At 73.3% G+C, this 25,149-nt stretch carries 20 protein-coding genes; 17 read left to right on the top strand and 3 right to left on the bottom strand.

What is annotated here, in order from left to right:
* The first annotated feature begins 118 nt into the window (after positions 1-118).
* Both ACWFNE_RS06040 and ACWFNE_RS06035 read left to right on the top strand, forming a co-directional pair.
* Positions 119-2,416: a sodium-translocating pyrophosphatase gene (locus ACWFNE_RS06040; RefSeq protein WP_452121523.1), complete on the top strand. Its 2,298-nt coding sequence runs from the start codon at positions 119-121 to the stop codon at positions 2,414-2,416.
* 184 nt (positions 2,417-2,600) lie between these two features.
* Positions 2,601-3,425 carry an endonuclease/exonuclease/phosphatase family protein gene (locus ACWFNE_RS06035; RefSeq protein ID WP_452121522.1) on the top strand — a complete coding sequence of 275 codons (825 nt, stop codon included), beginning with the start codon at positions 2,601-2,603 and terminating at the stop codon, positions 3,423-3,425.
* A 5-nt stretch (positions 3,426-3,430) separates the two neighbouring features.
* Here ACWFNE_RS06035 and ACWFNE_RS06030 read toward each other — a convergent pair whose 3' ends face one another.
* Complete coding sequence (locus ACWFNE_RS06030) at positions 3,431-3,961, bottom strand: hypothetical protein (protein ID WP_452121521.1); 531 nt, start codon at positions 3,959-3,961, stop codon at positions 3,431-3,433.
* 82 nt (positions 3,962-4,043) lie between these two features.
* Between ACWFNE_RS06030 and ACWFNE_RS06025 the strand changes: the two genes are divergently transcribed.
* Positions 4,044-5,723: a DUF7059 domain-containing protein gene (locus ACWFNE_RS06025; protein WP_452121520.1), complete on the top strand. Its 1,680-nt coding sequence runs from the start codon at positions 4,044-4,046 to the stop codon at positions 5,721-5,723.
* Between the two features lie 165 nt (positions 5,724-5,888).
* Here the strand turns inward: ACWFNE_RS06025 and ACWFNE_RS06020 are convergent, their stop codons facing one another.
* The gene (locus tag ACWFNE_RS06020; protein WP_452121519.1) at positions 5,889-6,695 is read right to left on the bottom strand and encodes a thermonuclease family protein; all 807 of its coding nucleotides are present in this window, start codon (positions 6,693-6,695) and stop codon (positions 5,889-5,891) included.
* 288 nt (positions 6,696-6,983) lie between these two features.
* On the opposite strand from ACWFNE_RS06020, the gene ACWFNE_RS06015 reads away from it, so the two are divergent.
* The 10 genes from ACWFNE_RS06015 (at position 6,984) to mmsB (ending at position 18,840) form a co-directional block, all read left to right on the top strand.
* Entirely contained in the window at positions 6,984-7,805 is an 822-nt protein-coding gene (locus ACWFNE_RS06015; RefSeq protein WP_452121518.1) for an ABC transporter ATP-binding protein, read from the top strand.
* A complete protein-coding gene (locus tag ACWFNE_RS06010) occupies positions 7,802-8,533 on the top strand; it encodes an ABC transporter permease (protein WP_452121517.1) in 732 nt (243 codons plus the stop codon). The genes ACWFNE_RS06015 and ACWFNE_RS06010 overlap by 4 nt, the downstream gene beginning before the upstream one ends.
* Positions 8,534-8,568: 35 nt before the next feature.
* A complete protein-coding gene (gene proC / locus ACWFNE_RS06005; RefSeq protein ID WP_452121516.1) occupies positions 8,569-9,396 on the top strand; it encodes a pyrroline-5-carboxylate reductase in 828 nt (275 codons plus the stop codon).
* A gap of 8 nt (positions 9,397-9,404) precedes the next feature.
* The gene (locus ACWFNE_RS06000) at positions 9,405-10,439 is read left to right on the top strand and encodes a LacI family DNA-binding transcriptional regulator (protein WP_452121515.1); all 1,035 of its coding nucleotides are present in this window, start codon (positions 9,405-9,407) and stop codon (positions 10,437-10,439) included.
* 148 nt (positions 10,440-10,587) lie between these two features.
* A complete protein-coding gene (locus ACWFNE_RS05995) occupies positions 10,588-12,252 on the top strand; it encodes a xylulokinase (protein WP_452121514.1) in 1,665 nt (554 codons plus the stop codon).
* Positions 12,249-13,025 carry an L-ribulose-5-phosphate 4-epimerase gene (locus ACWFNE_RS05990; RefSeq protein WP_452121513.1) on the top strand — a complete coding sequence of 259 codons (777 nt, stop codon included), beginning with the start codon at positions 12,249-12,251 and terminating at the stop codon, positions 13,023-13,025. Before ACWFNE_RS05995 ends, ACWFNE_RS05990 begins: the two co-directional genes overlap by 4 nt.
* A complete protein-coding gene (gene araA, locus ACWFNE_RS05985) occupies positions 13,022-14,530 on the top strand; it encodes an L-arabinose isomerase (RefSeq protein WP_452121512.1) in 1,509 nt (502 codons plus the stop codon). The genes ACWFNE_RS05990 and araA overlap by 4 nt, the downstream gene beginning before the upstream one ends.
* 326 nt (positions 14,531-14,856) lie before the next feature.
* Positions 14,857-15,999, top strand: a complete 1,143-nt coding sequence (chvE, locus tag ACWFNE_RS05980; RefSeq protein ID WP_452121511.1) for a multiple monosaccharide ABC transporter substrate-binding protein — start codon at positions 14,857-14,859, stop codon at positions 15,997-15,999.
* A gap of 118 nt (positions 16,000-16,117) precedes the next feature.
* On the top strand, positions 16,118-17,659 hold the full coding sequence (gene mmsA / locus ACWFNE_RS05975) for a multiple monosaccharide ABC transporter ATP-binding protein (RefSeq protein WP_452121510.1): 1,542 nt from the start codon (positions 16,118-16,120) through the stop codon (positions 17,657-17,659).
* A complete protein-coding gene (mmsB, locus tag ACWFNE_RS05970; RefSeq protein WP_452121509.1) occupies positions 17,656-18,840 on the top strand; it encodes a multiple monosaccharide ABC transporter permease in 1,185 nt (394 codons plus the stop codon). Before mmsA ends, mmsB begins: the two co-directional genes overlap by 4 nt.
* 87 nt (positions 18,841-18,927) lie before the next feature.
* Here the strand turns inward: mmsB and bla are convergent, their stop codons facing one another.
* Positions 18,928-20,022, bottom strand: coding sequence for a class A beta-lactamase (gene bla, locus ACWFNE_RS05965; RefSeq protein WP_452121508.1), 1,095 nt, complete (start codon positions 20,020-20,022; stop codon positions 18,928-18,930).
* 182 nt (positions 20,023-20,204) lie between these two features.
* Between bla and ACWFNE_RS05960 the strand changes: the two genes are divergently transcribed.
* The 4 genes from ACWFNE_RS05960 (at position 20,205) to yjfF (ending at position 25,046) form a co-directional block, all read left to right on the top strand.
* Positions 20,205-21,224, top strand: coding sequence for an ABC transporter substrate-binding protein (locus ACWFNE_RS05960; protein ID WP_452121507.1), 1,020 nt, complete (start codon positions 20,205-20,207; stop codon positions 21,222-21,224).
* Between the two features lie 212 nt (positions 21,225-21,436).
* Complete coding sequence (locus ACWFNE_RS05955; protein WP_452121573.1) at positions 21,437-22,933, top strand: sugar ABC transporter ATP-binding protein; 1,497 nt, start codon at positions 21,437-21,439, stop codon at positions 22,931-22,933.
* Positions 22,930-23,976 (top strand): ABC transporter permease, encoded by a 1,047-nt coding sequence (locus ACWFNE_RS05950; protein WP_452121506.1) that lies wholly within the window; start codon positions 22,930-22,932, stop codon positions 23,974-23,976. Before ACWFNE_RS05955 ends, ACWFNE_RS05950 begins: the two co-directional genes overlap by 4 nt.
* Positions 23,976-25,046 carry a galactofuranose ABC transporter, permease protein YjfF gene (yjfF, locus tag ACWFNE_RS05945; protein ID WP_452121505.1) on the top strand — a complete coding sequence of 357 codons (1,071 nt, stop codon included), beginning with the start codon at positions 23,976-23,978 and terminating at the stop codon, positions 25,044-25,046. Before ACWFNE_RS05950 ends, yjfF begins: the two co-directional genes overlap by 1 nt.
* Positions 25,047-25,149: the final 103 nt, after the last annotated feature.

Here is a 25,149-nt window from a genome sequence, read left to right as displayed (position 1 = left end):
CCCACCCTGTCGAGACCGTTCCTCCGCATCTGACTAGACTTCGGCGCGTCCGACGGCAACGGGGCCGATCCGGACGGGCGTGGTTCAGGGGGGCCGCGCCGGTGCCCGAGGAGGTTGCATGATCACGCTCGGACCCACGAGCCTCACCATCGTCAGTGTCATCGCCGCGATCGCCGTCGCCGCGCTGCTCTACGCGGTCGTGCTCAGACGTCAGGTGCTCGCCGCGGGCGAGGGCACCGCGAAGATGCAGGACATCGCGCGAGCCGTGCAGGAGGGCGCGTCGGCGTACCTGGCGCGGCAGTTCAAGACGCTCGGGGCGTTCGCGCTCGTCGTGTTCCTGCTGCTGTTCCTGCTGCCGGGGGACATGGGCATCAAGGTCGGTCGGTCGATCTTCTTCCTCGTGGGCGCCGGCTTCTCGGCCGCGATCGGGTTCCTGGGGATGTGGCTGGCGACGCGCGCGAACCTGCGGGTCGCCGCTGCGGCGTCGCTGCCGGGCGGGCGGGCCGAGGGGGCACGCATCGCGTTCCGGACCGGCGGCGTCGTCGGCATGTGCGTCGTCGGGCTCGGCCTGCTGGGCGCCGCGTCCGTGGTGCTGATCTACCGCGGCGAGGCGCCCTCGGTGCTCGAGGGCTTCGGCTTCGGGGCCGCGCTGCTCGCGATGTTTATGCGCGTCGGCGGCGGCATCTTCACGAAGGCGGCCGACGTCGGGGCCGACCTCGTCGGCAAGGTCGAGCAGGGCATCCCGGAGGACGACCCGCGCAACGCCGCGACCATCGCGGACAACGTGGGCGACAACGTCGGGGACTGCGCCGGCATGGCCGCGGACCTGTTCGAGTCGTACGCGGTGACGCTCGTCGCGGCGCTGATCCTCGGCAAGGCCGCGTTCGGCGAGCAGGGCCTCGTGCTCCCGCTCATCGTGACCGCGATCGGCGCGCTCGTGGCGGTGCTCGGCGTCGTCATCACCAAGGTGCGCGGCAGCGAGAGCGGGCTCGCGGCGATCAACCGCGGCTTCTACACCGCGGCGCTCGTCGGCGTGCTGCTCGCGGCCGTCGCGGCGTTCGTGTACCTGCCGTCGACGTTCGCCGAGCTCACCGGCGGCACCGCGGGCCTCGAGACCCACGGCGGCGACCCGCGGCTCGTCGCGTCGCTGGCCGTCGCTATCGGCGTCGTCCTCGCCGGGATCATCCTGTGGGTCACCGGCTACTTCACCGGCACGACGTCGAAGCCCACGCTGCACGTCGCGCGCACCTCGCTCACCGGTGCCGCGACCGTCGTCCTCTCGGGCATCGGCGTCGGCTTCGAGTCGGCCGTCTACACCGCGGGCATCATCGCGGCCGCGATCTGCGGCGTGTTCCTGCTCGCCGGCGGCTCGGTGTCGCTCGCCCTGTTCCTCATCGCGCTCGCGGGCTGCGGGCTGCTCACGACCGTCGGCGTCATCGTCGCGATGGACACGTTCGGCCCGGTCAGCGACAACGCGCAGGGCATCGCGGAGATGTCGGGCGACGTGACCGAGGAGGGCGCGCAGATCCTCACCGACCTCGACGCCGTCGGGAACACCACGAAGGCCGTGACCAAGGGCATCGCGATCGCGACGGCCGTGCTCGCGGCGACGGCGCTGTTCGGCTCGTACGCCGACGCCGTGGCCACCGCGCTGCGGGACGTCGGGGAGGCGGCCGTCGACAGCGACATCGTCGCGGCGATGCTCAGCTACTCGATCATCTCGCCCATCACGCTCGTCGGGGTGATCCTCGGCGGCGCGACCGTCTTCCTCTTCTCGGGCCTCGCGATCGACGCGGTGACCCGCGCGGCCGGCGCGATCGTGTTCGAGGTGCGCCGCCAGTTCCGGGAGAACCCCGGGATCATGACCGGCGAGGTCCGGCCCGAGTACGGCAAGGTCGTCGACATCTGCACGCGCGACTCGCTGCGGGAGCTCGCGACGCCGGGTCTGCTCGCGGCGTTCGCGCCGATCGCCGTGGGCTTCGGTCTGGGCGTCGGCCCGCTCGCCGGGTTCCTCGGCGGCGCGATCGGAGCGGGCGTGCTCATGGCCGTGTTCCTGGCGAACTCGGGCGGCGCGTGGGACAACGCGAAGAAGATCGTCGAGGACGGGCACTACGGCGGCAAGAACTCCGACGCGCACGCCGCCGTCGTCATCGGCGACACCGTGGGCGACCCGTTCAAGGACACCGCGGGCCCGGCGATCAACCCGCTCATCAAGGTCATGAACCTCGTGGCCCTGCTGATCGCCCCGGCGATCGTCGCGATCAGCGTCGGCGACGACGCGAACCACGCGCTGCGGCTCGCGATCGCGCTCGCCGCGACGGCCATCGCGTTCGGCGCGGTCATCGCCTCGCGGATGCGCGCGGCGCGCGTCGACCAGGAGGGTCGGCTCGAGCACGAGACGCAGCTCGTGCGCTGACGTCCGGGACCGCGCGGGGTGACCGCGCCGCACACGCCCGAGGGGATCCGCCGGGGCCGGCGGGTCCCCTCGGGCGTTCGCGGGCGTGCGGTGCGGGCCGCGGACCGGCGACGGGTGCGCGCGGTGCGGGCCGACGCCGTGTCTCGGCGGGCGTGCACGGCGCGGAGACGGTGAGATGGGCGCCATGCCGGTGCTGCGCGTCATGACCTACAACCTCAAGGGCCTCAAGCTCGACGCCGCCGCGGCAGCGTCGGTCGTGCGGGCCGCGGACCCCGACGTGGTCGGTGTCCAGGAACCGCCGCGCGGTCCGCTCGGGCGGTGGCGGCTGCGGCGGTTCGCGCGCGACGCGGGGCTGCGGGTCGCCGTCGGCCACGGCGGTGCGCGCACCACCGCGCTGCTCGTGTCCCCGCGCGCGGGCCGGGTCGAGGACGCACGAGCGGTGCGCCTGCCGTGGTTCGGCCCGCGCGAGCGCCGCACGGCCTGGACGCGCCGCGGCTACGCGCTCGCGACCGTGGACGGGGTGCGGGTCGTCTCGGTGCACCTCTCGCTCGACCGGCTCGAGCGCGCGCGCCACCTGAGCCGCATCCTCGCGGAGGTCGAGGCGACGCCCGGCCCGTGCGTCGTGGTGGGCGACCTCAACGAGCAGCCCGGCGGGGAGACGTGGGGCCGGCTCGGGGCGCTGCTGCAGGACGCGCACGTCGCGGCGGCGGACCACGACGCGGGCGCGGGGCCGGGCACCGGCGGCGCCCCAGACCCGGGCGCGGGCCCGGGCACCGGCAACGCGGGGGGCCGTGCGCTCGGGGGTGCGGCCGGCCGTGCCCCCGGGGGGGCTCCGGGCGAACCCGCCCGCACGTTCAGCGCGGTGCGCCCGCGGCGCCGGATCGACGCCGTGCTCGCGAGCCCCGAGCTCGTCCCGCGCGGTGCCCGGGTGCCCGACGACGACGCCGCACGCCGGGCCAGCGACCACCTGCCGATCGTCGTCGAGCTCGAGCTCGAGATGCCGGGCTGAGGCGGTCAGCCGACGGGATCGAAGGTGAGCTCCGCCGTGCGGTATGCCTCGGTGCCGTCCTCCGGCGCGAGGACCACCACGTAGTCGGGGAGCGCCTGCGCGGTCGGGGTGCCGTCCGGCCCTGTCGACCCCGGGTCACGGTCCCAGTCGACGACGGTGACGCGTGCGGCGTACCGACCCGGCGCCAGCGGGATGCGCGCGTCCGCGTACGCAGGGTCGCCGACGCCCTCGACGCCGCTCAGGCAGGCCTCGTCACCGACGACGACCAGCAGGTACGGATCGCTCGTCACGAAGGCGTACCGGCCCTCGCGCTCCGACAGCCCGTCCGGTGCGACGGCGACGCGCACGCCGTAGGCGCCGTCGTGGCCGATGTTCAGGGGCACCAGCTCCCCGGCGGCGATCGCGGCGGGCAGCCGCTCGTGCACGTGCGTCTCCCACGCGCGGTAGCCGTCGACGGCGGCGAACGCGGAGGGGCACCACAGGGCCAGCATCCCGGCGTCGGTGGCGGCCGTGACGACACCCGTGCTCCCGATCATGGGCGCAACCTAGCGCCTGGCTGCCGCGATGCCCCGCAGGGGGCGCGGACGCCGGCTGCGGGCCGCACGGCAGGATGGTCCGGTGACCACCCCCACCCCACCCACCGACACCCCGCAGACCGACCCGGCGCTGCTCGACGCGCTGCGCGGGGACCTCGCCGGCGCCGGCTACACGGTCGAGGGCGTCGAGGACCTGCTCGGCCCGCTCGCCGCCGCGGCGCTGCACCGGGAGGAGGCCGTCCCGGCGCTGCGTGCGACGGCCGGCACCGCGGACCCGCGGGCGGCGCTCGTGCGGGCGTTCGTGCTGGGCGTCGACGTGCCGCGCGCCGACCTCGAGCGCGCCCTCGGGCGGCTCGGTGTCGCGGGTGCGCGAGCGCTCGGTCTCGTCGAGGTGGCGGGCGAGGGGCCGGACGACGCGGTCCGGGCGCGGGTGGACCTGCGCCCGTACGAGGCGGCGGACGGGCTGGTCGACGGCGCGGCGGTGGATCCTGGGGCCGGGGCCGGTCCTGACGCCGGTGCTGCCCGGCGCGTCTCCGGGACCGGCGCCGGCGCGGGCACCGTCGACTGGTGGGTCGCCTCCGACCTCGGCGAGCTCGCGACCGGCCGCGCGCTGCGCACGGACCACGTCCTGGGCGTCGGTGGGGCGTCGACGACGCTCGCGCAGGTCACCGTGCGGGGCCCGCGCGCCCGCACGCTGGACCTCGGCACGGGCTGCGGCATCCAGGCGCTGCACGCGGCCCGGCACTCGCGGGCGGTCGTGGGGACGGACATCTCGCGGCGCGCGCTCGCGTTCGCACGCTTCAACGCGGACCTCGCGGGTGTCGCACGCGAGCGGTTCGACCTGCGTGCCGGCTCGATGCTCGACCCCGTGAGCGGCCCGGACGAGCCGCGCTTCGACCTCGTCGTGTCGAACCCGCCGTTCGTCATCACACCCCGCGCACCCGAGGCGGGTGCGGCGGGCGACGTCCCGCTCTACGAGTACCGCGACGGAGGGCGTTCCGGCGACGCGATCGTGCGTGAGCTGGTCACCGGGGTCGGCGCGGTGCTCGCGCCCGGCGGGGTCGCCCAGCTGCTCGGCAACTGGGAGGTGCGCCGCGGCGAGGAGTGGCACGAGCGGGTGGGGGAGTGGGTCGACGGGTCGGGGCTCGACGGCTGGGTCGTCCAGCGCGAGCTCCAGGATCCCGCCGAGTACGCCGAGACGTGGATCCGCGACGGCGGCACGACGCCGGACCGGGACCCCGCGGCGTGGGCGCAGCGGTACGGGGCGTGGCTCGACGACTTCGCGTCGCGTGACGTCGAGGCCGTCGGCTTCGGGATCGTGACGCTGCGCCGCCCGCTCGACGGCCCCGCGACGCTGCGCCGGCTCGAGGAGGTCACGGGCGGGGTCCGTCAGCCGCTCGGCCCGGCGATCGCCGACTCCCTCGCCGCGCACGCGTGGCTCTCGCGGCGCGACGACGACGCCCTCGCGCGCGAGCACCTGGTCGTCGCGCCCGACGTCACGGAGGAGCGCTACCTCACGCCGGGGCACGCCGACCCGAGCGTCGTGCTGCTCCGCCAGGGCGGCGCGCTCGGCCGGACGGTCCGTGCGGGCACGGCCCTGGCCGGGCTCGTCGGGGCGTGCGACGGCGAGCTCACGGTCGGTCAGATCGTCGGGGCGCTCGCGTCGCTCCTCGGCGTCGGCGAGGGCGACCTGGCCTCCGACGTGCTGCCGAGCGTCCGCGGGCTCGTCCTCGACGGGCTGCTCGTGCCCGCGACCGCCTGAGCGGCCGGCCGGGCACCGGAGCGGTCAGCCCCGAGCGTCCGAGCGGTGAGCCCGACCGCCCGAGCGGTCAGCCCCGAGCGCCGGAGCGGTCAGCCCCGAGCGCCGGAGCGGTCCGCCCCGAGCGCCCGAGCGCCCGAGCGCCGGAGCGCCCGACCGCCCGAGCGGTCAGCCCCGCGAGCCGGTCGCGACGCCGGCCGGGGTCTGCGACTCCTGGTTGAGCACGAGCTCGACCTCGCCGCGCGCGAGCTCGAGCGTCGCGACGGCGGTCTGGGCCTGCGCGGCGTACCCGATGCGGTCGCTCGCGCGCAGGACGTCCCACACGGCGCCACCCTGCTCGGTGCCCATGAGGTCGACGAGCGCGTGCGCCTCCTCGATGAGCGCGTCGAGCTCGGAGCGCTGCGCGGCGAGGACCTGGGCGCCGGCCTCGTCCTCGAGCACGAGCGTCGCGGCCTCGACACGGTCCGAGACCGAGAACACCTGGCCGGGGATGGTGCAGTCGACCTCGGTCGAGAACAGGCCGGCGTCGTTGAACCGGGCCTCCTCCTGCGCGGCGCGCACGACCCACTCGTAGGCACGCCCGGTCTCCTCGATCACCAGGTAGCCGAGGCCGTCGGCGGCCATGGCCTCGCTGAGCAGGCGGCCGTCGGACAGGAACGCCGCGGCGGTCAGGTCGCCCTCGGTCGCGGGGGTCCCCTCGATCTCGAGCCGCAGCTCGGAGTCGACGCCGGCGTACCCCGCGAGCTGCGCGGTCGCCTCGCTCGCGAGGCACTCGTCGCCCTCCGGCGCCGCGAGGTTCGTCAGGTGGAGCACGCGCTCCTTCCCGTCGAGCCGCACGCGCAGCGTGTCGCCGGACTCGACCGCGGTGACGGTCGCGATCGTCTCGTCGGGCCCCCCGTCGAGCAGGAGGAACCCGGCGGCCCCCACGGCAACCACGAGCACGGCGGCGCCGGCGATCACGAGCTTGGTCCTCACGAGGGTTCCTTTCGACTGTCGCCGCCACGCGTCGGGGGTCGGTCCCGGGCGCGGCAAAGTCGCCCGCCCGGCGACTGCACCGGACGGACGACTGTCGAGCGAGATGTGGTCGGACCATAGCGCCGGTGTGTGAACGCCACGTGTCGCGTCCGCCCCCCGTGTCACGCGTCCGGAGCAACGGCGGGCTCCTGGGCCCAGGGTTCACCCGGGTCCGCGCCTCGGAGGCGTCCGTGCGGGGCGGGAGCCGGGGCCGTTGACCGCCGTGCGGCCCAGGGCCAGGGTGGGCGCATGGGCAGCCACGACCGGGGGACGCGGGCGTCGGACGGGGTCACGGGCGGTGCGCGTGAGCGGAGCGGGCGGCACGCGGGGCCGGCGCCCGGGGCGCCCGCGGTGCGCGCGGCCGGCCTGCGCGTCGTGCGCGGGGGCCGGCACGGCACGGTCGTCCTGCCCGGCCTCGACGTGACGGTCCCGGTGGGGCAGGTCGTCGGGCTGCTCGGGCCGAGCGGGAGCGGCAAGAGCACCCTCATGCGCGCGGTCGTCGGCGTGCAGGAGGTCGCCGGGGGAGTCGTCGAGGTCCTCGGGCTGCCCGCCGGGTCCCCGGCGCTGCGGCACCGCGTCGGGTACGTCACGCAGTCGCCGAGCGTCTACACCGACCTCTCGGTCACCGAGAACCTGCGCTACTTCGCGGCGGTCGTCGGCGCCCCGCCGGACGACGTCGCGCGCGTGCTCGACGACGTGGACCTCACGCGGCACGCGCGCCGGCGCACGGGCGGGCTCTCGGGCGGCGAGCTCGCGCGCGTGTCGCTCGCCGCGGCCCTGCTGGGCAGCCCGGACCTGCTCGTGCTCGACGAGCCGACCGTCGGCCTCGACCCGGTGCTGCGGCGGGACCTGTGGGACCTGTTCCGCCGGCTGCGCGACGCGGGGACGACGCTGCTCGTGTCGAGCCACGTGATGGACGAGGCGACGCGCTGCGACCGGCTCCTGCTGCTGCGCGAGGGGCGGCTCGTCGCGGACACGGACCTCGCGGAGCTCCTCGCCCGCACGGGGGCGCCGGACGTCGAGCACGCGTTCCTCACTCTGGTGGAGCGCGACGCGGCGGCCGCCCGGTGAGCGCGCGCCTCACGCTCGCGACGGCCGCACGCGTGCTGTCGCAGCTCCGGCACGACCACCGCACGCTCGCGATCATGCTCGCGCTGCCGTGCGTGCTGCTGGGCCTCGTCGCGTGGATCTACGACGGCACGCCCGTGCTGGACCAGTTCGGCCCGCTGCTGCTCGGCCTGTTCCCGATGATCGTGATGTTCCTGGTCACGAGCGTGGCGACGCTGCGGGAGCGCACGACGGGCACGCTCGAGCGGCTCATGGCGACGCCGATCGGCCGGGGCGACGTCGTCGCCGGGTACGCGCTCGCGTTCGGGCTCGCCGCCGTGGTGCAGGCGCTCGTGCTGACCGGGGTCGCGGTCGGGCTGCTGGGCATGGACGTCGCCGGGCCGGTGTGGGCCGTCGGGGTCGTCGCGGTGCTCAACGCGGTCCTCGGCTCGACCCTGGGCCTCGCGGCCTCGGCGCTCGCCCGGACCGAGTTCCAGGCGGTGCAGCTCATGCCGGCGATCGTGTTCCCGCAGATCATCGTGTGCGGCATCCTGCTGCCGACCGACCAGCTGCCGGCCGTGCTGGAGGCGATCTCGCGGGTGCTGCCGCTGACGTACGGGGTCGACGCGCTGCAGGTGCTCGCGGCCGGCGGCGGGCTCGCCGACGTGCGGGGCGACGTGCTCGTCCTGACCGGCTTCATCCTCGCGGCGGTGGTGGTGGGGGCCACGACGCTCCGGCGGCGGACACCCTGACCGGGCAGGGCGGGCCCCGTCGGTAGTCTGGCGCCGTGACCACTCAGGAGAACGTCCGCGTCGCGGTGCTCGGCGGCGGGGTGATGGGCGAGACGGTGGTCTCGGCCCTCCTGTCCGCGGGCTGGTCCGCGGACGACGTCGACGTGACGGAGCAGTACGCCTCCCGCGCGACCGAGCTCGCGCAGCGGTACGGGGTCAACGCGTCCGACACGAACCCGGACACGGTCCGGCACGCCGAGGTCGTCGTCGTCGCGCTCAAGCCGAACGTCGTCGGGGCGGTGCTCGAGGAGGTCGCCGGCTCGGTGCGGCCGGGGACCCTCGTCGTGACCGTCGCCGCGGGCCTGCCCGTCGCGTTCTACGAGCAGCGGCTGCCCGAGGGCACGCCGGTCGTCCGCGTCATGCCGAACACGCCCGCGGTCATCGGCCACGGCGCGAGCGCGATCGCCCCGGGCACCCACGCGACCGGCGAGCACCTCGCGCTCGTCGAGCGGATCCTCGGCGCGACCGGGCTCGTGGTCCGGGTCGCCGAGAAGGACCTCGACGCCGTCACGGCGATCTCGGGCTCGGGCCCCGCCTACGCGTTCTACGTGATCGACGCGCTCGCGGAGGCCGGCGTGCTGCTCGGGCTCACGCGGGAGCTCGCGTCGCGGCTCGCGGTCGCGACGATCGAGGGGGCCGCGGCCCTCGCGCGGCAGAGCGGCGAGCACCCGGTGGTGCTGCGGGAGCGGGTCTCGTCGCCCGGCGGGACGACCGTCGCGGGGGTGCGCGCGCTCGACGCCCACGGGGTGCGGGCGGGGATCCTCGCGGCCGCGGAGGCCGCGCGGGACCGCTCGCGCGAGCTCGCCGCCGAGTCGGCGAAGTAGGCACGGCCGTGACCGCCGGTGTGGGTGTGCCGCGCCCGCCCGCGATGAGCGACGTCGCCCAGCTCGCGGGCGTCTCGCACCAGACCGTCTCCCGGGTCCTCAACGACCACCCGAGCGTGCGCGCGGAGACGCGGGAGCGCGTGCTCGACGCGATCGCGACGCTCGGCTACCGCCGCAACAGCGCCGCGCGGGCGCTGGTGACCCGGCGCTCGGGCACGATCGGTGTCGTGACGACGGGGTCGGTGCTGTACGGCCCGACGAGCACGCTGGTCGCGCTCGAGGAGGCCGCGCGCGACGCCGGCTACTTCGTGAGCGTCGCGACGATCAGCGTGTTCGACGCCGCGACGATGCACCGGGCGCTCGAGCACTTCATGGGGCAGGGCGTCGAGGGCATCGCGATCATCGCCCCGCAGGTCGAGGTCACCGAGGCGGTCGCGTCGTTCGACGCGCCGGTCCCGGTCGTGATGATCACGAGCTCGGCGCAGCCCGCCGGCTCGACGATCCGGACCGTGACGGTCGAGCAGCTCGACGGCGCGCGCCAGGCGACCCGGCACCTCGCCGAGGCGGGTCACCGCGAGATCGTGCACCTCGCGGGGCCGCAGGACTGGTTCGACGCACGGGACCGGCTCGCGGGCTGGCGCGCGGAGTGCGCGGCGCTGGGGCTCGCGACGCCCGAGCACATCGAGGGCGACTGGACGGCCGAGCGCGGTTACGCCGTCGGGCTGCGGCTCGCGCGCGAGGGGGCCCCGAGCGCGGTCTTCGCGGCGAACGACCAGCTCGCGCTGGGCCTGCTGCGCGCGTTCTGGGAGTCCGGGCTCCGCGTCCCGCAGGACGTCGCGGTCGTCGGCTTCGACGACGTCGCGGGCTCGGCGTACTTCATCCCGCCGCTCACGACGGTCCGGCAGGACTTCGCGGCGCTCGGGCGCCTCGCGATCGACGTGCTGAGCGACGCGCTCGCGGGCTCGGGGGTCGTGCGCCCGGCCATCCCGGCGACGCTCGTGGTGCGCGCGAGCTCGGTCGCGCCCGCCGCGCCGGTGGGCTGATCGGGGCGCCCGCCCGCCGCTGCACGCCGCTTGACAGCCACGATGTGAGCGTTAACATTGTCGTGCCGCGGCGTCTTGCCGACGGCTCCCCCGACCGGCGCGCCGCCCGCAGCCGCCGGGTGCCCACCCCGTCACGGACCGGAGCGACATGGCCGTCGATCCCCAGCTCGCCCCCGACCCGCGCGCCGCGATCACGCAGGGCGCGACCGCCCTCGGCATCGAGCTCGGCTCCACCCGCATCAAGGCGTGCCTCGTCGCCCAGGACGGCACGGTGCTCGCCAGCGGGAGCCACGACTGGGAGAACCAGTACGTCGACCGCGTGTGGACGTACTCGCTCGACGCCGTCTGGACCGGCCTGCAGGAGTGCTACGCCGCCCTGCTCGCCGACGCGGAGCAGCGGCACGGCGTGCGGCCGACCACGTTCGGTGCGCTCGGCGTGTCCGCGATGATGCACGGCTACCTCGCGTTCGACGCCGACGGCGAGCTGCTCACCCCGTTCCGCACGTGGCGCAACACGACCACCGAGCGCGCCGCGACCGAGCTCACCGAGCTGTTCGGCCACAACATCCCGCTCCGCTGGTCGGTCGCCCACCTCTACCAGGCGGTCCTGGACGACGAGCCGCACGTCCCCGCCGTCGCGTCCGTCACGACGCTCGCGGGCTACGTGCACCGCGCGCTCACGGGCCGGCACGTGCTGGGCGTCGGCGACGCGTCGGGCATGTTCCCGGTCGACGCGACGACCCGCACGTACGACGCGCGCCTGCTCGGGCTGTTCGACGAGCGCGTCGGTGACCGTCGCCCCGGCCTGCGGCTCGCCGAGCTGCTCCCCGAGGTGCTCGTCGCCGGCCAGGAGGCCGGCCGGCTCACCGCCGAGGGCGCCGCGCTGCTCGACCCGACCGGGAGCCTGCAGCCCGGCCTGCCGCTGTGCCCGCCCGAGGGTGACGCGGGCACCGGCATGGTCGCGACCAACGCCGTCGCACCGCGCACCGGCAACGTCAGCGTGGGCACGAGCATCTTCGCCATGGTCGTCCTCGAGCGGCCGCTCGCGCGGGTCCACGACGAGCTCGACCTCGTGACGACGCCCGCGGGGGACCTCGTCGCGATGGTGCACTGCAACAACGGCGCGAGCGAGCTCGGGGCGTGGGCCGAGGTGTTCGGCAGGTTCGCGACCGTCCTCGGCTCGCCGGCGGCGCCGGACGACGTCTTCGGCGCGCTGCTCCGCGAGGCGCTCGAGGGTGAGGCCGACGGCGGCGGTCTGCTCGCCTACAACTACCTCTCGGGCGAGCCGATCACCGGTCTCGCCGAGGGGCGTCCGCTCGTCGTGCGCACGCCGGGCAGCCGGCTGACGCTCGCCAACTTCGTGCGGACCCAGGTGTACGGCGCGTTCGGGACGCTGAGCCTGGGCATGCGGGTGCTCGAGTCGGAGGGCGTCGCCCTCAGCACGCTCTTCGCGCACGGCGGCATGTTCCGCACCGCGGGCGTTGCGCAGAGGCTGCTCGCCGCCGCCGTCGGCGCCCCCGTCACGGTCGCGCGGACGGCGAGCGAGGGGGGCCCGTGGGGCATCGCGGTGCTCGCGGCGTACCTCGGCGCCGCCGACGAGCTGGACCTCGGCGCCTTCCTCGACACGCGGATCTTCGGCGACGCGGCGGCCGACGTCGTCGAGCCCGACCCGGTCGACGTCGCCGGCTACGCGACGTTCCTCGAGCGGTACGTCGCCGGCCTGGCGATCGAGCGCGCGGCGGTCGAGGCGACCGGCCACCAGGACCGACCCGCCCGCGCAGCAGGACGACACGACGCAGGAGGACCGGCATGACCCGGACGCTGGACGGCTACCCGCAGGAGGTGCGCGACGTCGTCGCGCGCACGCGTGAGGTGGTCTCGACGCTGCACGCCGAGCTCCCGCGCTGGGGCCTGGTGGTGTGGACGGCCGGCAACGTCTCGCAGCGCGTCGTCGTCGACCCCGCCGGACCGGGGGTGGACGACCTGTTCGTCATCAAGCCGAGCGGGGTCACGTACGACGAGCTGACGCCGGAGTCCATGGTGGTCTGCGACCTCGACGGGAACCTCGTCGACGGCACGCGGGCGCCCTCGTCGGACACCGCCGCGCACGCGTACGTCTACCGGCACATGCCCGAGGTGGGCGGCGTCGTGCACACCCACTCGACGTACGCGACGGCCTGGGCCGCGCGCGCCGAGCCCGTGCCGTGCGTGCTGACGATGATGGCCGACGAGTTCGGCGGGGACGTCCCGGTCGGCCCGTTCGCGCTCATCGGCGACGACTCGATCGGCCGGGGCATCGTCGAGACGCTGCGGGGCTCGCGCAGCCCCGCCGTGCTCATGCGCAACCACGGCCCCTTCACGATCGGCACGGACGCCAAGGCCGCGGTCAAGGCCGCCGTCATGGTCGAGGAGGTCGCACGCACCGTGCACATCTCCCTCCAGCTCGGCACACCGCTGCCGATCGGACAGGCGGACATCGACTCGCTGTACGCCCGGTACCAGAACGTCTACGGGCGCACGCCCGCAGCGACCGACGAACCGGCAGCGTTGCCGGTCACGCCCACAGAGCAGGAGAGCACGCGATGACGAAGCCGTACGCGGACCGTGAGGTCTGGTTCCTCACGGGGAGCCAGGACCTGTACGGCGAGGAGACGCTGCGCCAGGTCGCGGAGCAGTCGCAGGCGATCGCACGCCAGCTCGACGACTCGTCGGACGTCCCGGTCAGCATCGTGTGGAAGCCGGTGCTCAAGGACTCGGCGTCGATCCGCCGGGCCGCGCTCGACGCGAACGCGGACGACCGGGTCATCGGCGTGATCGCGTGGATGCACACGTTCTCGCCCGCGAAGATGTGGATCGCCGGCCTCGACGCGCTGCGCACGCCGCTGCTGCACCTGCACACGCAGGCGAACGTCGAGCTGCCCTGGGACACGATCGACTTCGACTTCATGAACCTCAACCAGGCCGCGCACGGCGACCGCGAGTTCGGGTACATCCAGTCGCGCCTGGGCGTCGCCCGCAAGACCGTCGTCGGGCACGTGAGCAACCCGGTCGTCCAGCGCCGCATCGGCACGTGGGTGCGGGCGTCGGCGGCGTGGGCCGCGACGCACGAGCTCACGCTCGCCCGCTTCGGCGACAACATGCGCAACGTCGCGGTGACCGAGGGCGACAAGACGGAGGCCGAGCTCCGGTTCGGCGTCTCGGTGAACACATGGGGCGTCAACGACCTGGTCGCAGCGGCCGACGCGGTCGCCGAGGACGCGATCGACCCCCTGGTGGCGGAGTACGAGGACCTGTACGACGTCGCGCCGGAGCTGCGCCGCGGCGGTGAGCGCCACGAGTCGCTGCGCTACGGCGCGCGCCAGGAGCTCGCGCTGCTGCAGCTGCTCGGGGACCTGGGCGCGACGGCGTTCACGACCAACTTCGAGGACCTCGGCGGGCTGCGCCAGCTCCCGGGCCTCGCGGTCCAGCGGCTCATGGCGCAGGGCTTCGGGTTCGGCGCGGAGGGCGACTGGAAGACGGCCGTGCTCGTGCGGGCCGCCAAGGTGATGGGCGCCGGGCTGCCCGGTGGCGCGTCGCTCATGGAGGACTACACGTACGACCTGACGCCGGGCGACGAGAAGATCCTGGGCGCGCACATGCTCGAGATCTGCCCGACCCTCACGACGTCGAAGCCGTCGCTCGAGGTGCACCCGCTCGGCATCGGCGGCAAGGAGGACCCGGTCCGCCTGGTCTTCGACACCGACCCGGGCCCGGGCGTCGTGGTGGCGCTCTCGGACATGCGCGACCGCTTCCGGCTCACGGCCAACGCGGTCGACGTGATCGCTCCCGACGCGGCGCTGCCGAACCTGCCCGTCGCGCGCGCCGTGTGGCGCCCGCAGCCGGACTTCTCGACGTCCGCCGAGTCGTGGCTCACGGCCGGCGCGGCGCACCACACGGTGCTCACGACGGCGGTCGGGGTCGAGGCGTTCGAGGACTTCGCGGAGATCGCACGCACGGAGCTGCTGGTCATCGACCAGGACACGACGCGTCGCGGCTTCCGCGAGCAGGTCCGGTGGAACGCCGCGTACTACCGGCTCGCCCAGACGATCTGAGGTTCTGCCTTTCGTTCGACATGTGAATGCAATGGCACCCCGGTCCTCGGGTGAGGACCGGGGTGCCGGCGCGCCCCGGGAGGTACGGACATCCGTGGGAGCGCTCCTGGCCTGCGGAAACTCACCCGGTCCCGTTATCAACTTGCAACTCGATCGCCCGGTCCCTGCCTTGACTTCTTGAATCCAACGTCAGGACACTGGTCCGGCACGCTTCCCCGTGCACACGGTGGCGTCCCCAGCGCCGCCGGTGAGCTCCCGGCCCGGGGCGCAGTCGCCCCGGAGCGCGGACCACCACACCGCAGCACCCTCTCGAGGAGGAGATGGTCATGAAGAGGTTCAAGTTCGCAGCAGTTGGTGCTGCTCTCGTGCTCAGCCTGGCGGCATGCGCAGGCGAGGGCGCCGGCAGCACGTCCGACGAGACCGGCGCGGCCGGCAACGACGACGGCCAGAAGTCCGTCGGCGTGGCCATGCCGACCGAGACGTCCGAGCGCTGGATCGCCGACGGCAACGCCGTCAAGGAGGGCCTCGAGGAGGCCGGCTACACGGTCGACCTGCAGTACGCCGGTGACGACATCCCGACCCAGTCGCAGCAGCTCGACCAGATGATCACCAAGGGCGTCGACCTGCTCATCGTCGCGTCCATCGACGGCACCGCGCTCTCGAGCCAGCTCCAGGCCGCCGCCGACGCCGGGATCCCGGTCATCGCGTACGACCGCCTGATCCGCGACACCGAGAACGTCGACCACTACGTCACGTTCGACAACTACAAGGTCGGCGTCCAGCAGGCCACGTCGCTCCTCGTGGGCCTCGGCCTGCTGACGGCCGACGGCGCCGAGGGCACCGCGACCGGCCCGTTCAACGTCGAGCTGTTCGCCGGCTCGCTGGACGACAACAACGCGCACTTCTTCTGGGACGGCGCGTACGACACGCTCAAGCCGTTCATCGACTCCGGCAAGGTCGTCGTGCCCTCGGGCCAGACGACCATCGAGCAGGCGGCGACGCTGCGCTGGCTCCAGGAGACGGCCCAGAAGCGCATGGAGGACCTGCTCACGGGCTCGTACTCCGGCGGCCAGAAGGTCGACGGCGTGCTCTCGCCGTACGACGGCATCTCGCGCGGCATCATCACGGCGCTGCAGAACGCCGGCTACGGCAGCGGCGACTCGGCGATGCCGATCGTCACCGGCCAGGACGCCGAGATCGCCTCCGTCAAGCTCATCCGTGACGGCGTGCAGTTCGCGACGATCTTCAAGGACACCCGCAAGCTCGCGGCCCAGGCCGTCGCGGCGTCCGAGGACATCCTCGCCGGCGGCGAGGCCGAGGCGAACGACACGAAGTCGTACCACAACGGCGTCAAGATCGTCCCGTCGTTCCTGCTCGAGTCGGACATCGTCTACGCCGACAACATCCAGTCGCTCCTGATCGACACGGGCTACTGGACCGAGGAGCAGGTCGCGTCCGGCCAGGCGTGACCTGACCCGATCGACCACCGCGCCCCACGGCGCACCGGTACCCAGCCCGCCGGGCAGCACACCGTGCTGCCCGGCAGGGCTGCGGACCCCCACACCGCACCTAGTAGGACGGTCGAGCATGACCACCCAGAACATCCTGGAAATGCACTCCATCACCAAGACCTTCCCCGGGGTCAAGGCGCTGCAGGACGTCTCGCTCGCCGTCCGGCGCGGTGAGATCCACGCGATCTGCGGCGAGAACGGTGCCGGGAAGTCGACGCTGATGAAGGTGCTCTCGGGGGTCTACCCCAGTGGCACGTACGACGGCGAGATCCGCTTCGAGGGCGAGACGGTCGAGTTCGGCTCGATCAACGACTCCGAGGACCGCGGGATCGTGATCATCCACCAGGAGCTCGCGCTCGTGCCGTTCCTGTCGGTCGCGGAGAACATCTTCCTCGGCAACGAGCGCCAGGGTCGCGGGCTCATCGACTGGAACCGCACGAACCACGAGGCGGCCGAGCTCCTCGCGCGCGTCGGCCTGGACGAGAACCCGGTGACGCCCGTCGGCCAGCTCGGCGTCGGCAAGCAGCAGCTCGTCGAGATCGCCAAGGCGCTGTCGAAGCGCGTCAAGCTGCTGATCCTCGACGAGCCGACCGCGGCGCTCAACGACTCCGACTCGGCGCACCTGCTGGGCCTGCTGCGTCAGCTGCAGGAGCAGGGCATCACGTCGATCATGATCTCCCACAAGCTCAACGAGATCGCCGAGATCGCCGACTCCACGACGATCATCCGCGACGGCCGCACGATCGAGACCCTCGACATGAGGGCCGACGCGGTCACGCAGGAGCGCATCATCAAGGCGATGGTCGGCCGCGACCTCGACCACCGGTACCCCGAGCACACGCCCACGATCGGCCCCGAGGTCCTGCGGGTCGAGGACTGGACGGTCTACCACCCCACGCAGGTCGACCGCGTCGTCGTCGACCACGCGAACCTCGACGTGCGCGCCGGCGAGATCGTCGGCATCGCGGGGCTCATGGGCGCGGGGCGCACCGAGCTCGCGATGAGCCTGTTCGGGCGCAGCTACGGCCGCGACATCTCCGGCAAGGTCTTCCTGCACGGCAAGGAGATCCAGACCCGGACAGTCTCCGAGGCCATCGACCACGGCCTGGCGTACGCGACCGAGGACCGCAAGAAGTACGGCCTCAACCTCATCGAGGACATCCGCTCGAACGTCAGTGCGGCCAACCTCGCGGGGCTCTCGAAGCTCGGCTGGATCAACGGCAACGAGGAGATCAAGGTCGCCGAGGAGTACCGGGCGAGCATGAACATCAAGGCGCCGACGGTCATGGCCCTCACGGGCAAGCTCTCGGGCGGCAACCAGCAGAAGGTCGTGCTGAGCAAGTGGATCTTCACCGATCCGCAGGTGCTCATCCTCGACGAGCCGACGCGCGGGATCGACGTCGGCGCCAAGTACGAGATCTACACCATCATCAACGGGCTCGCCGACGCGGGGAAGGCGGTCGTCGTCATCTCCTCCGAGCTCCCTGAGCTGCTTGGGATCTGCGACCGCATCTTCACGCTGTCCGCCGGTCGCATCACCGGCGTGCTCACGCGCGAGGACGCGACGCAGGAAGGCCTCATGGAGCTCATGACCAAGGAAAGGGAGACAGTCCGATGACTGCGGTATCGGCCTTCAGGGAGATCTTCACGCGCAACCTGCGCCAGAGCGGCATCTACATCGCGTTCGTCGCGATCGTCGGCCTGTTCGCGATCCTCACCGACGGCGTCCTGCTCAGCCCGATCAACATCACGAACATCGTGCTGCAGTACTCCTACATCCTGATCCTCGCGATCGGCATGGTCATCGTCATCATCGCCGGGCACATCGACCTGTCGGTCGGCTCGGTCGTCGCGCTCACGGGTGCCGTGTCCGCGGTCCTGGTGATCAAGAGCGGCCAGCCGTGGTGGGTCGGCATCCTCGCCGCGATCGCGGTCGGCCTCCTCGTCGGCGCCTGGCAGGGCTTCTGGGTCGCGTACGTCGGGATCCCCGCGTTCATCGTGACCCTCGCGGGCATGCTCCTGTTCCGCGGCATGACGCTCCAGGTGCTGCAGAACATCTCGCTCTCGCCGTTCCCCTCGGAGTACCAGAAGGTCGCCGGCGGGTTCCTCAACGGCTTCCTCGGCGGTCAGGGCTTCGACGTCTTCACGCTGGTCATCGCCGCGCTCGCCGTGGTCGGCTACGCGGTGAGCGCGTTCCGCTCGCGCGTCGCCCGGCTGCGCTACAAGCAGGCCGTCGAGGCGTTCCCGCTGTTCGTGCTCCGCATCGCGGCGATCGGCGCGGTCGTCATGGCGTTCGCCTACCAGCTCTCGCGCAGCCGCGGCCTGCCGATCGTGCTGATCATCCTGGGCGTGCTCGTGCTCGTGTACTCGGTGATCACGAACCGCACGGTGTTCGGCCGGCACGTCTACTCGATCGGCGGCAACCTGCACGCCGCGCAGCTCTCGGGCGTCAAGGTCAAGAAGGTCAACTTCTGGATCTTCGTGAACATGGGTCTGCTCTCGGCGATCGCCGGCGTCGTGTACTCCTCGCGCTCGAACGGCGCGCAGCCCGCGGCCGGCAACATGTTCGAGCTCGACGCGATCGCCGCGTGCTTCATCGGTGGTGCGTCGACGACCGGTGGTGTCGGCAAGGTCACCGGCGCGATGGTCGGTGGTCTGATCATGGGCGTCATGAGCAACGGCATGCAGCTCATGGGCATCGACCAGTCGGTCCAGCAGATGATCAAGGGCCTCGTGCTGCTGCTGGCCGTCGCGTTCGACATCTACAACAAGCGCCGCGCGAGCACCGCGCGCAGCTGACGCAGGCGGGCCGCCGGGCAGGCGGTCGACGGAGGGCCCCCGTGCACCGTGCGCACGGGGGCCCTCCGTGCGTCCGCGCCCGGGTGCTCAGGCGGCTGCGAACGCCTCGGTCACGAGGGCCGCGACGCGCGCGATCACCGCCGCGCTCGCCTCGACCGAGCCGGTGCCGGCCACGGCCGGCGAGGTGTAGACCGCGAGCACGAGGGGTGCGCCCGACGGCGGCCAGAGCACCCCGACGTCGTGCACCTCGCCGTTCGGGCCGGTCCCGGTCTTGTCCCCGACGGTCCACCCCTCGGGGGCGCCGGCACGGATCCGGTCGTCACCCGTGGTGCTCCCGCGCATCCAGCCGACGAGCGGGTCGCGGCTCTCGGGCGGCAGGCCCTCCTCGACCGCGAGGAGCCGCAGGTCGGCGGCGACCTGGGCGGGCGTCGAGGTGTCGCGCTCGTCTCCGGGCGCGCCCTGGTTGAGCTCGGGCTCGAGGCGGTCGAGGCGCGTGACCTCGTCGCCGAGCGTGCGCACGTACGCGGTCGCGCCCGCCGGGCCGCCGACGAGGGTCATGAGCGCGTTGGCGGCGGTGTTGTCGCTCTGGGTGATCGCCGCGTCGCACAGCACCGCGACGGGCAGCTCGCCGCCCTCGTGCCCGGCCGTCACGGGGGAGTGGTCGACCACCTGACCGGCCGGGATCGGGACGGGCTCACCCAGCAGCGCGGGGCGCTCGGCGCGCAGCGCGAGGGCGGCGGCCACGACGAGCACCTTCGCGGTCGAGCAGAGCAGCACGCGCTCGTCGGCCCGGTGCCCGACGACGGCGCCGGTCCCGGTGTCGATCGCGGCGACCCCCAGGGTCAGCCCGGACTCGGTCTCGAGCGCGGCGAGCGCGGCCTGCACGGCGGCGGTGTCGACCGCGGGGGCGCCCTGCGCCGACGACGCGGCCGGGGTCCCGGTGGGCGAGGGCGTCGTCGTGGCCGCGGCGTCGGGGGAGCCGGGCGTGCACGCGGCGAGCGGCACGGCCAGGCCTGCGAGCCCGGCGAGGAGCACCGTGCGTCTCGTGGGGCCGGGGTGCGGCGTGCGGGCCGCGGCGTCCGCGGCCGGTGCGGGCCGTGCGGGCCGGGCGGCGGCGGTCGGCGTGCCGCTCCGCGCGCCGGTCGTGGTGGGCGTCCGCCAGACGTGCGCTCCGTCGTGCATGCCGGTCCTCTCGTCCCTGCCGACCCCCGTCGCGGCTGATCCTACGGACGCTCCCGGGACGTTCGTCTCGTGCGGCGTTACCAAGACGTGATCCGGAGGGACTTGTCATCCCGCATGTGAGCGCTAACATCGGGTACAACGGGTCGAAGACGACCCGGCGTTGCTGCTCAAGGAGGAGAAGCATGGTCAGCAGGAAGAACGCTCGGCACCGCCTCGCGGGTGCGTTTGCCGGCGTCGCGGTGCTCGCGCTCGGTCTCACTGCGTGCGGCGGCGGGGACACGGACGCAGGCGGCGAGACCGACGCGACCGGCGACTCCAGCGGCGGCGACGTCACCACCGTCGGGTTCGCCCAGGTCGGTGCGGAGAGCGGCTGGCGCGCTGCCAACACGAAGTCGATCCAGGAGTCCCTGACCAAGGAGAACGGGTTCGACCTCAAGTTCTCCGACGCGCAGCAGAAGCAGGAGAACCAGATCCAGGCGATCCGGTCCTACATCGCGCAGGGTGTCGACGTCATCGCGTTCTCCCCGGTCGTCGAGTCCGGCTGGGACGACGTGCTCGAGGAGGCCAAGCGCGAGGGGATCCCGGTCGTGCTGACCGACCGCGCCGTCGACTCCGAGGACGAGTCCCTGTACGTGAGCTTCCTCGGGTCCGACTTCATCGTCGAGGGCGAGAAGGCCGGCCAGTGGGTCGTCGACGAGTTCGGCGACGAGGAGGTCAACATCGTCGAGCTCCAGGGGACCACGGGCTCCGCCCCGGCGAACGACCGCAAGGAGGGCTTCGCGTCGGTGATCGAGGGGCACGACAACCTCAAGGTCATCGCCTCGCAGACCGGCAACTTCACGCGCTCCGAGGGCAAGACCGTGATGGAGGGCTTCCTCCAGGCGAACCCCGACATCGACCTCGTCTTCGCGCACAACGACGACATGGGTCTCGGTGCCATGGAGGCCATCGAGGCGGCGGGGAAGGTCCCGGGCGTCGACATCAAGATCGTCACGATCGACGCGGTCAAGGACGGCATGCAGGCGCTCGCCGACGGGAAGTTCAACTTCATCGTCGAGTGCTCCCCGCTGCTCGGCCCGCAGCTCGCCGAGATCATCGACCAGGTGATGGCCGGCGAGACGCCCGAGAAGCGGATCATCACCGAGGAGACGACCTTCACGCAGGAGCAGGCCAAGGAGGCCCTGCCCACCCGCGAGTACTGACCGCGACCTCGTCCGGTCCGCCGCCGCCGCGCTGCACCCCGTGCAGGGCGGCGGCGGGACGGACGTGACCACCGTGCACCGTGGTGGTGCCCCCGCCGCTGCGGTGCACGGTGCTCGCCCCGGGCCCGCCCGCCCGAGCCCCTGAGCGACACCCGCACAGCGTCGTCCTGCCGGAAGGTCCTCCCGTGAGCCACCCCACCCCCGTCGTCGAGATGCGCGGCATCTCCATCGAGTTCCCCGGCGTCAAGGCGCTCCAGGACGTCGACTTCACGCTCCGCCCCGGTGAGGTGCACGCCCTCATGGGCGAGAACGGCGCCGGCAAGTCGACCCTGATCAAGGCCCTCACGGGCGTCTACGCGATCGACTCCGGCAGCATCGTCGTCGACGGTGCGCCGCACACGTTCGCCGGCCCCGCCGCGGCCCAGGCCGCCGGGATCAGCACGGTGTACCAGGAGGTCAACCTCTGCGACAACCTCACGGTCGCGGAGAACGTCATGCTCGGTCACGAGCCCCGCCGGCTCGGCGCGATCGACTGGCGGGCCACCCGCCGTGCGGCCGCCGAGCACCTGGCCCGCCTCGACCTCGCGATCGACCCGTCGTCGCTCCTGTCGTCGCACTCCATCGCGGTGCAGCAGCTCGTCGCGATCTCGCGCGCCATGGTCGTCGACGCGAAGGTCCTCATCCTCGACGAGCCCACGTCGAGCCTCGACGCCGACGAGGTCCGCCAGCTGTTCGCGGTCATGCGCACGCTGCGCGCCCGCGGCGTCGCGATCCTGTTCGTCAGCCACTTCCTCGAGCAGGTCTACGAGATCAGCGACCGCATGACGATCCTGCGCAACGGCCGGCTCGTCGGGGAGTACGCGACCGCCGAGCTGCCGCGCCTCGAGCTCGTGTCGAGGATGATCGGCACCTCGATGGAGGTCCTCGAGCAGCTCGAGGAGGCCCCCAAGCGCTCGGTCGCCGCGCGCGCCGACACCACGCCGTACCTGCAGGCGATCGGCCTGGGCCGGCGCGGGGCCATCGAGCCGTTCGACCTCGACGTCTACGCGGGCGAGGTCGTCGGGCTCGCGGGCCTGCTGGGCTCCGGCCGCACCGAGCTCGCCCGGCTGCTCGCGGGCGCCGACCGCGCCGACGCCGGCACGGTGCAGGTCCAGGGGTCCCCGACCCGGCTCCGCACGCCGCGGACCGCGCTCGGCCACAAGATCGCGTTCTCGTCGGAGGACCGCAAGGGCGAGGGCGTCATCGGCGACCTGACCGTCCGGGAGAACATCATGCTCGGGCTCCAGGCCGAGCGCGGGTGGGCCCGGCGGATCTCGGCGAAGCGGGCCGACGAGGTCGTCACGACGTACGTCGAGGCGCTCGGCATCCGCCCCGCGGACCCCGACGCGCTGCTGCGCAACCTCTCGGGCGGCAACCAGCAGAAGGTGCTGCTCGCGCGCTGGCTCGCGACGGCCCCGCGGCTGCTCGTGCTCGACGAGCCGACGCGCGGGATCGACGTCGGCGCCAAGGCCGAGATCCAGCGGCTCGTCGCCGAGCTCGCGGCGGACGGCATGGCGGTCGTGTTCATCTCGGCCGAGCTCGAGGAGGTCCTGCGCCTGAGCCACCGCATCGCGGTTCTGCGGGACCGCGTGAAGATCGCCGAGGTCACCGGCGACGAGGTCGAGCTCGACCAGGTCGTCGAGCTCATCGCCAGCGGAGGACGGTCATGAAGGACGCACTGACGACGTTCACGCGCAGCCGGGTCTTCTGGCCGGTCGTGGCCCTGGTCGCGCTGCTCGCCGCGAACACGGTGAAGACCGCCAGCTTCCTGAGCGTGCGGGTCCAGGACGGGCACCTGTTCGGTGCTCTCGTCGACATCGCGCGCAACAGCTCGCCGCTGCTGCTCGTCGCGCTCGGCATGACGCTCGTGATCGCGACGCGCGGGATCGACCTCTCGGTCGGTGCGGTCGTCGCGATCTCCGGGGCGGTCGCGTGCTCGTACATCGCGTCGTCGCCCGACCCGGCGAGCCCGGTCACGGTGCTCACGGCGGTCGGGATCGCGGTCGCGCTGTCGCTCGTGCTCGGGGTGTGGAACGGGTTCCTCGTGTCGGTGGTCGGGATCCAGCCGATCATCGCGACGCTCGTGCTCATGACCGCGGGCCGCGGCATCGCGATGCTCATCACGGGCGGCCAGATCACGACGGTGAACTCGCCGCCGTTCAAGACGATCGGCTCGGGCTTCTGGTTCGGGCTGCCGGTCTCGGTGTGGGTCGCCGGGATCGTCTTCGTCGCGGTCGCCGTGCTGACGCGCCGGACGGCCCTCGGGATGCTGCTCGAGTCGGTCGGCATCAACCCGGCGGCCTCGCGCCTCGCGGGCGTGCACGCACGGACCCTGATCTGGACGGCGTACGCGCTCGCCGCGACGTTCGCGGGCATCGCGGGCCTCATGATCAGCTCGAACGTCATGGCGGCCGACGCGAACAACGCGGGCCTGTTCATCGAGCTCGACGCGATCCTCGCGGTCGTCATCGGCGGCACGTCGCTCGCCGGTGGCAAGTTCTCGCTCTCGGGCACGCTCGTCGGGGTGCTCGTGATCGTCACCCTGACGCTGACCGTGACGATCCTCGGCGTCCCGCCGTCGGTCACGCCGCTGTTCAAGGCCGTCGTGGTGATCGCGGTGTGCCTCCTGCAGTCCCCGGTCGTCCGGGCCAAGCTCGCCGCGCGCCGACGCCCCGCCGTCGTCGCGCCCGTCCCCGCGAAGGTCGGTGCCTGATGGCAGTCCACCAGCTCGAACCCGCCCCGAGCCCGGCCGGCGGCACCCAGCCCACCGGCGCCGGGGTTGGCGCCGCGGGCGCGCGCGACGCCCTGACCCGCGTCGCCTCGGCGCTGCGCCTCGACCGCCGTTACGTGCCGGTCGTCGGCACGCTCGTCGTGCTGCTCGGCATGTTCGCGCTCGGCGCGAGCCGCTACGAGAACTTCCTCTCGGGCCGCGTCATCTCGAACCTGCTGATCAACAACTCCTACCTCGTGGTGCTCGCGGTCGGGATGACGTTCGTCATCATCGCGGGCGGCATCGACCTGTCGGTCGGCGCGGTCGTCGCGCTGTCCGGGATCACCGCCGCGTCGCTGTTCCAGGGTGGCTGGCCCGCGGCCGTCGTGATCCCGCTGGTGATCCTCATCGGCTCGGTGCTGGGGCTCGTCGTGGGCGTGATGGTCCACGTGTTCGAGATCCAGCCGTTCATCGCGACGCTTGCCGCGATGTTCCTGGCGCGCGGGCTCGCGTACGTGGTGAGCCTGTCGTCGATCCCGATCACCGACGAGACGATCGTGTGGCTGTCCAGCACGCGCATCCCGATCGGCGAGTCGTGGACGCTCACGCCGAGCGGCATCGTCGCGCTGGTCGTCGTGGCGGTCGCGTTCGTCGTGCTGCACTACACGCGGTTCGGCCGCACGGTCTACGCGATCGGCGGCGGCGAGCAGTCGGCGGTGCTGATGGGCCTGCCGGTCGCCCGGACCAAGGTGCTGATCTACGTGATCAGCGGGACCTGCGCCGGGATCGCCGGCTTCCTGTTCACGGTCTTCTCGCGCTCGGGCTACTCGCTCACGGGCGTCGGGATGGAGCTCGACGCGATCGCCGCGGTCGTCATCGGCGGCACGCTGCTCACGGGCGGCAGCGGCTTCGTGATCGGCTCGGTGCTGGGCGTGCTGGTGCTGGGCCTGATCCAGACGATCATCACGTTCGAGGGCACGCTCAGCTCGTGGTGGACGCGCATCGTGATCGGCGCGCTGCTGCTGGTGTTCGTCGTGGTCCAACGGCTGCTGCTGGTCCGGCGCCGGGTGTAGCCCGTCCCGAGGCCGGCCCCTGGAGGGCCGGCCGCGCACCGGCGACCCGGCGCGTCCGGGTCGTGACGTCCCGCGGGGGGAGGGGCCTCCTTCTCGCGCGCGT

The sequence above is a fragment of the Cellulomonas sp. NPDC055163 genome, from assembly GCF_053607065.1.
The sequence above is the reverse complement of the archived record's forward strand: the minus strand, read 5'-3'. Positions and strand labels throughout refer to the sequence as shown.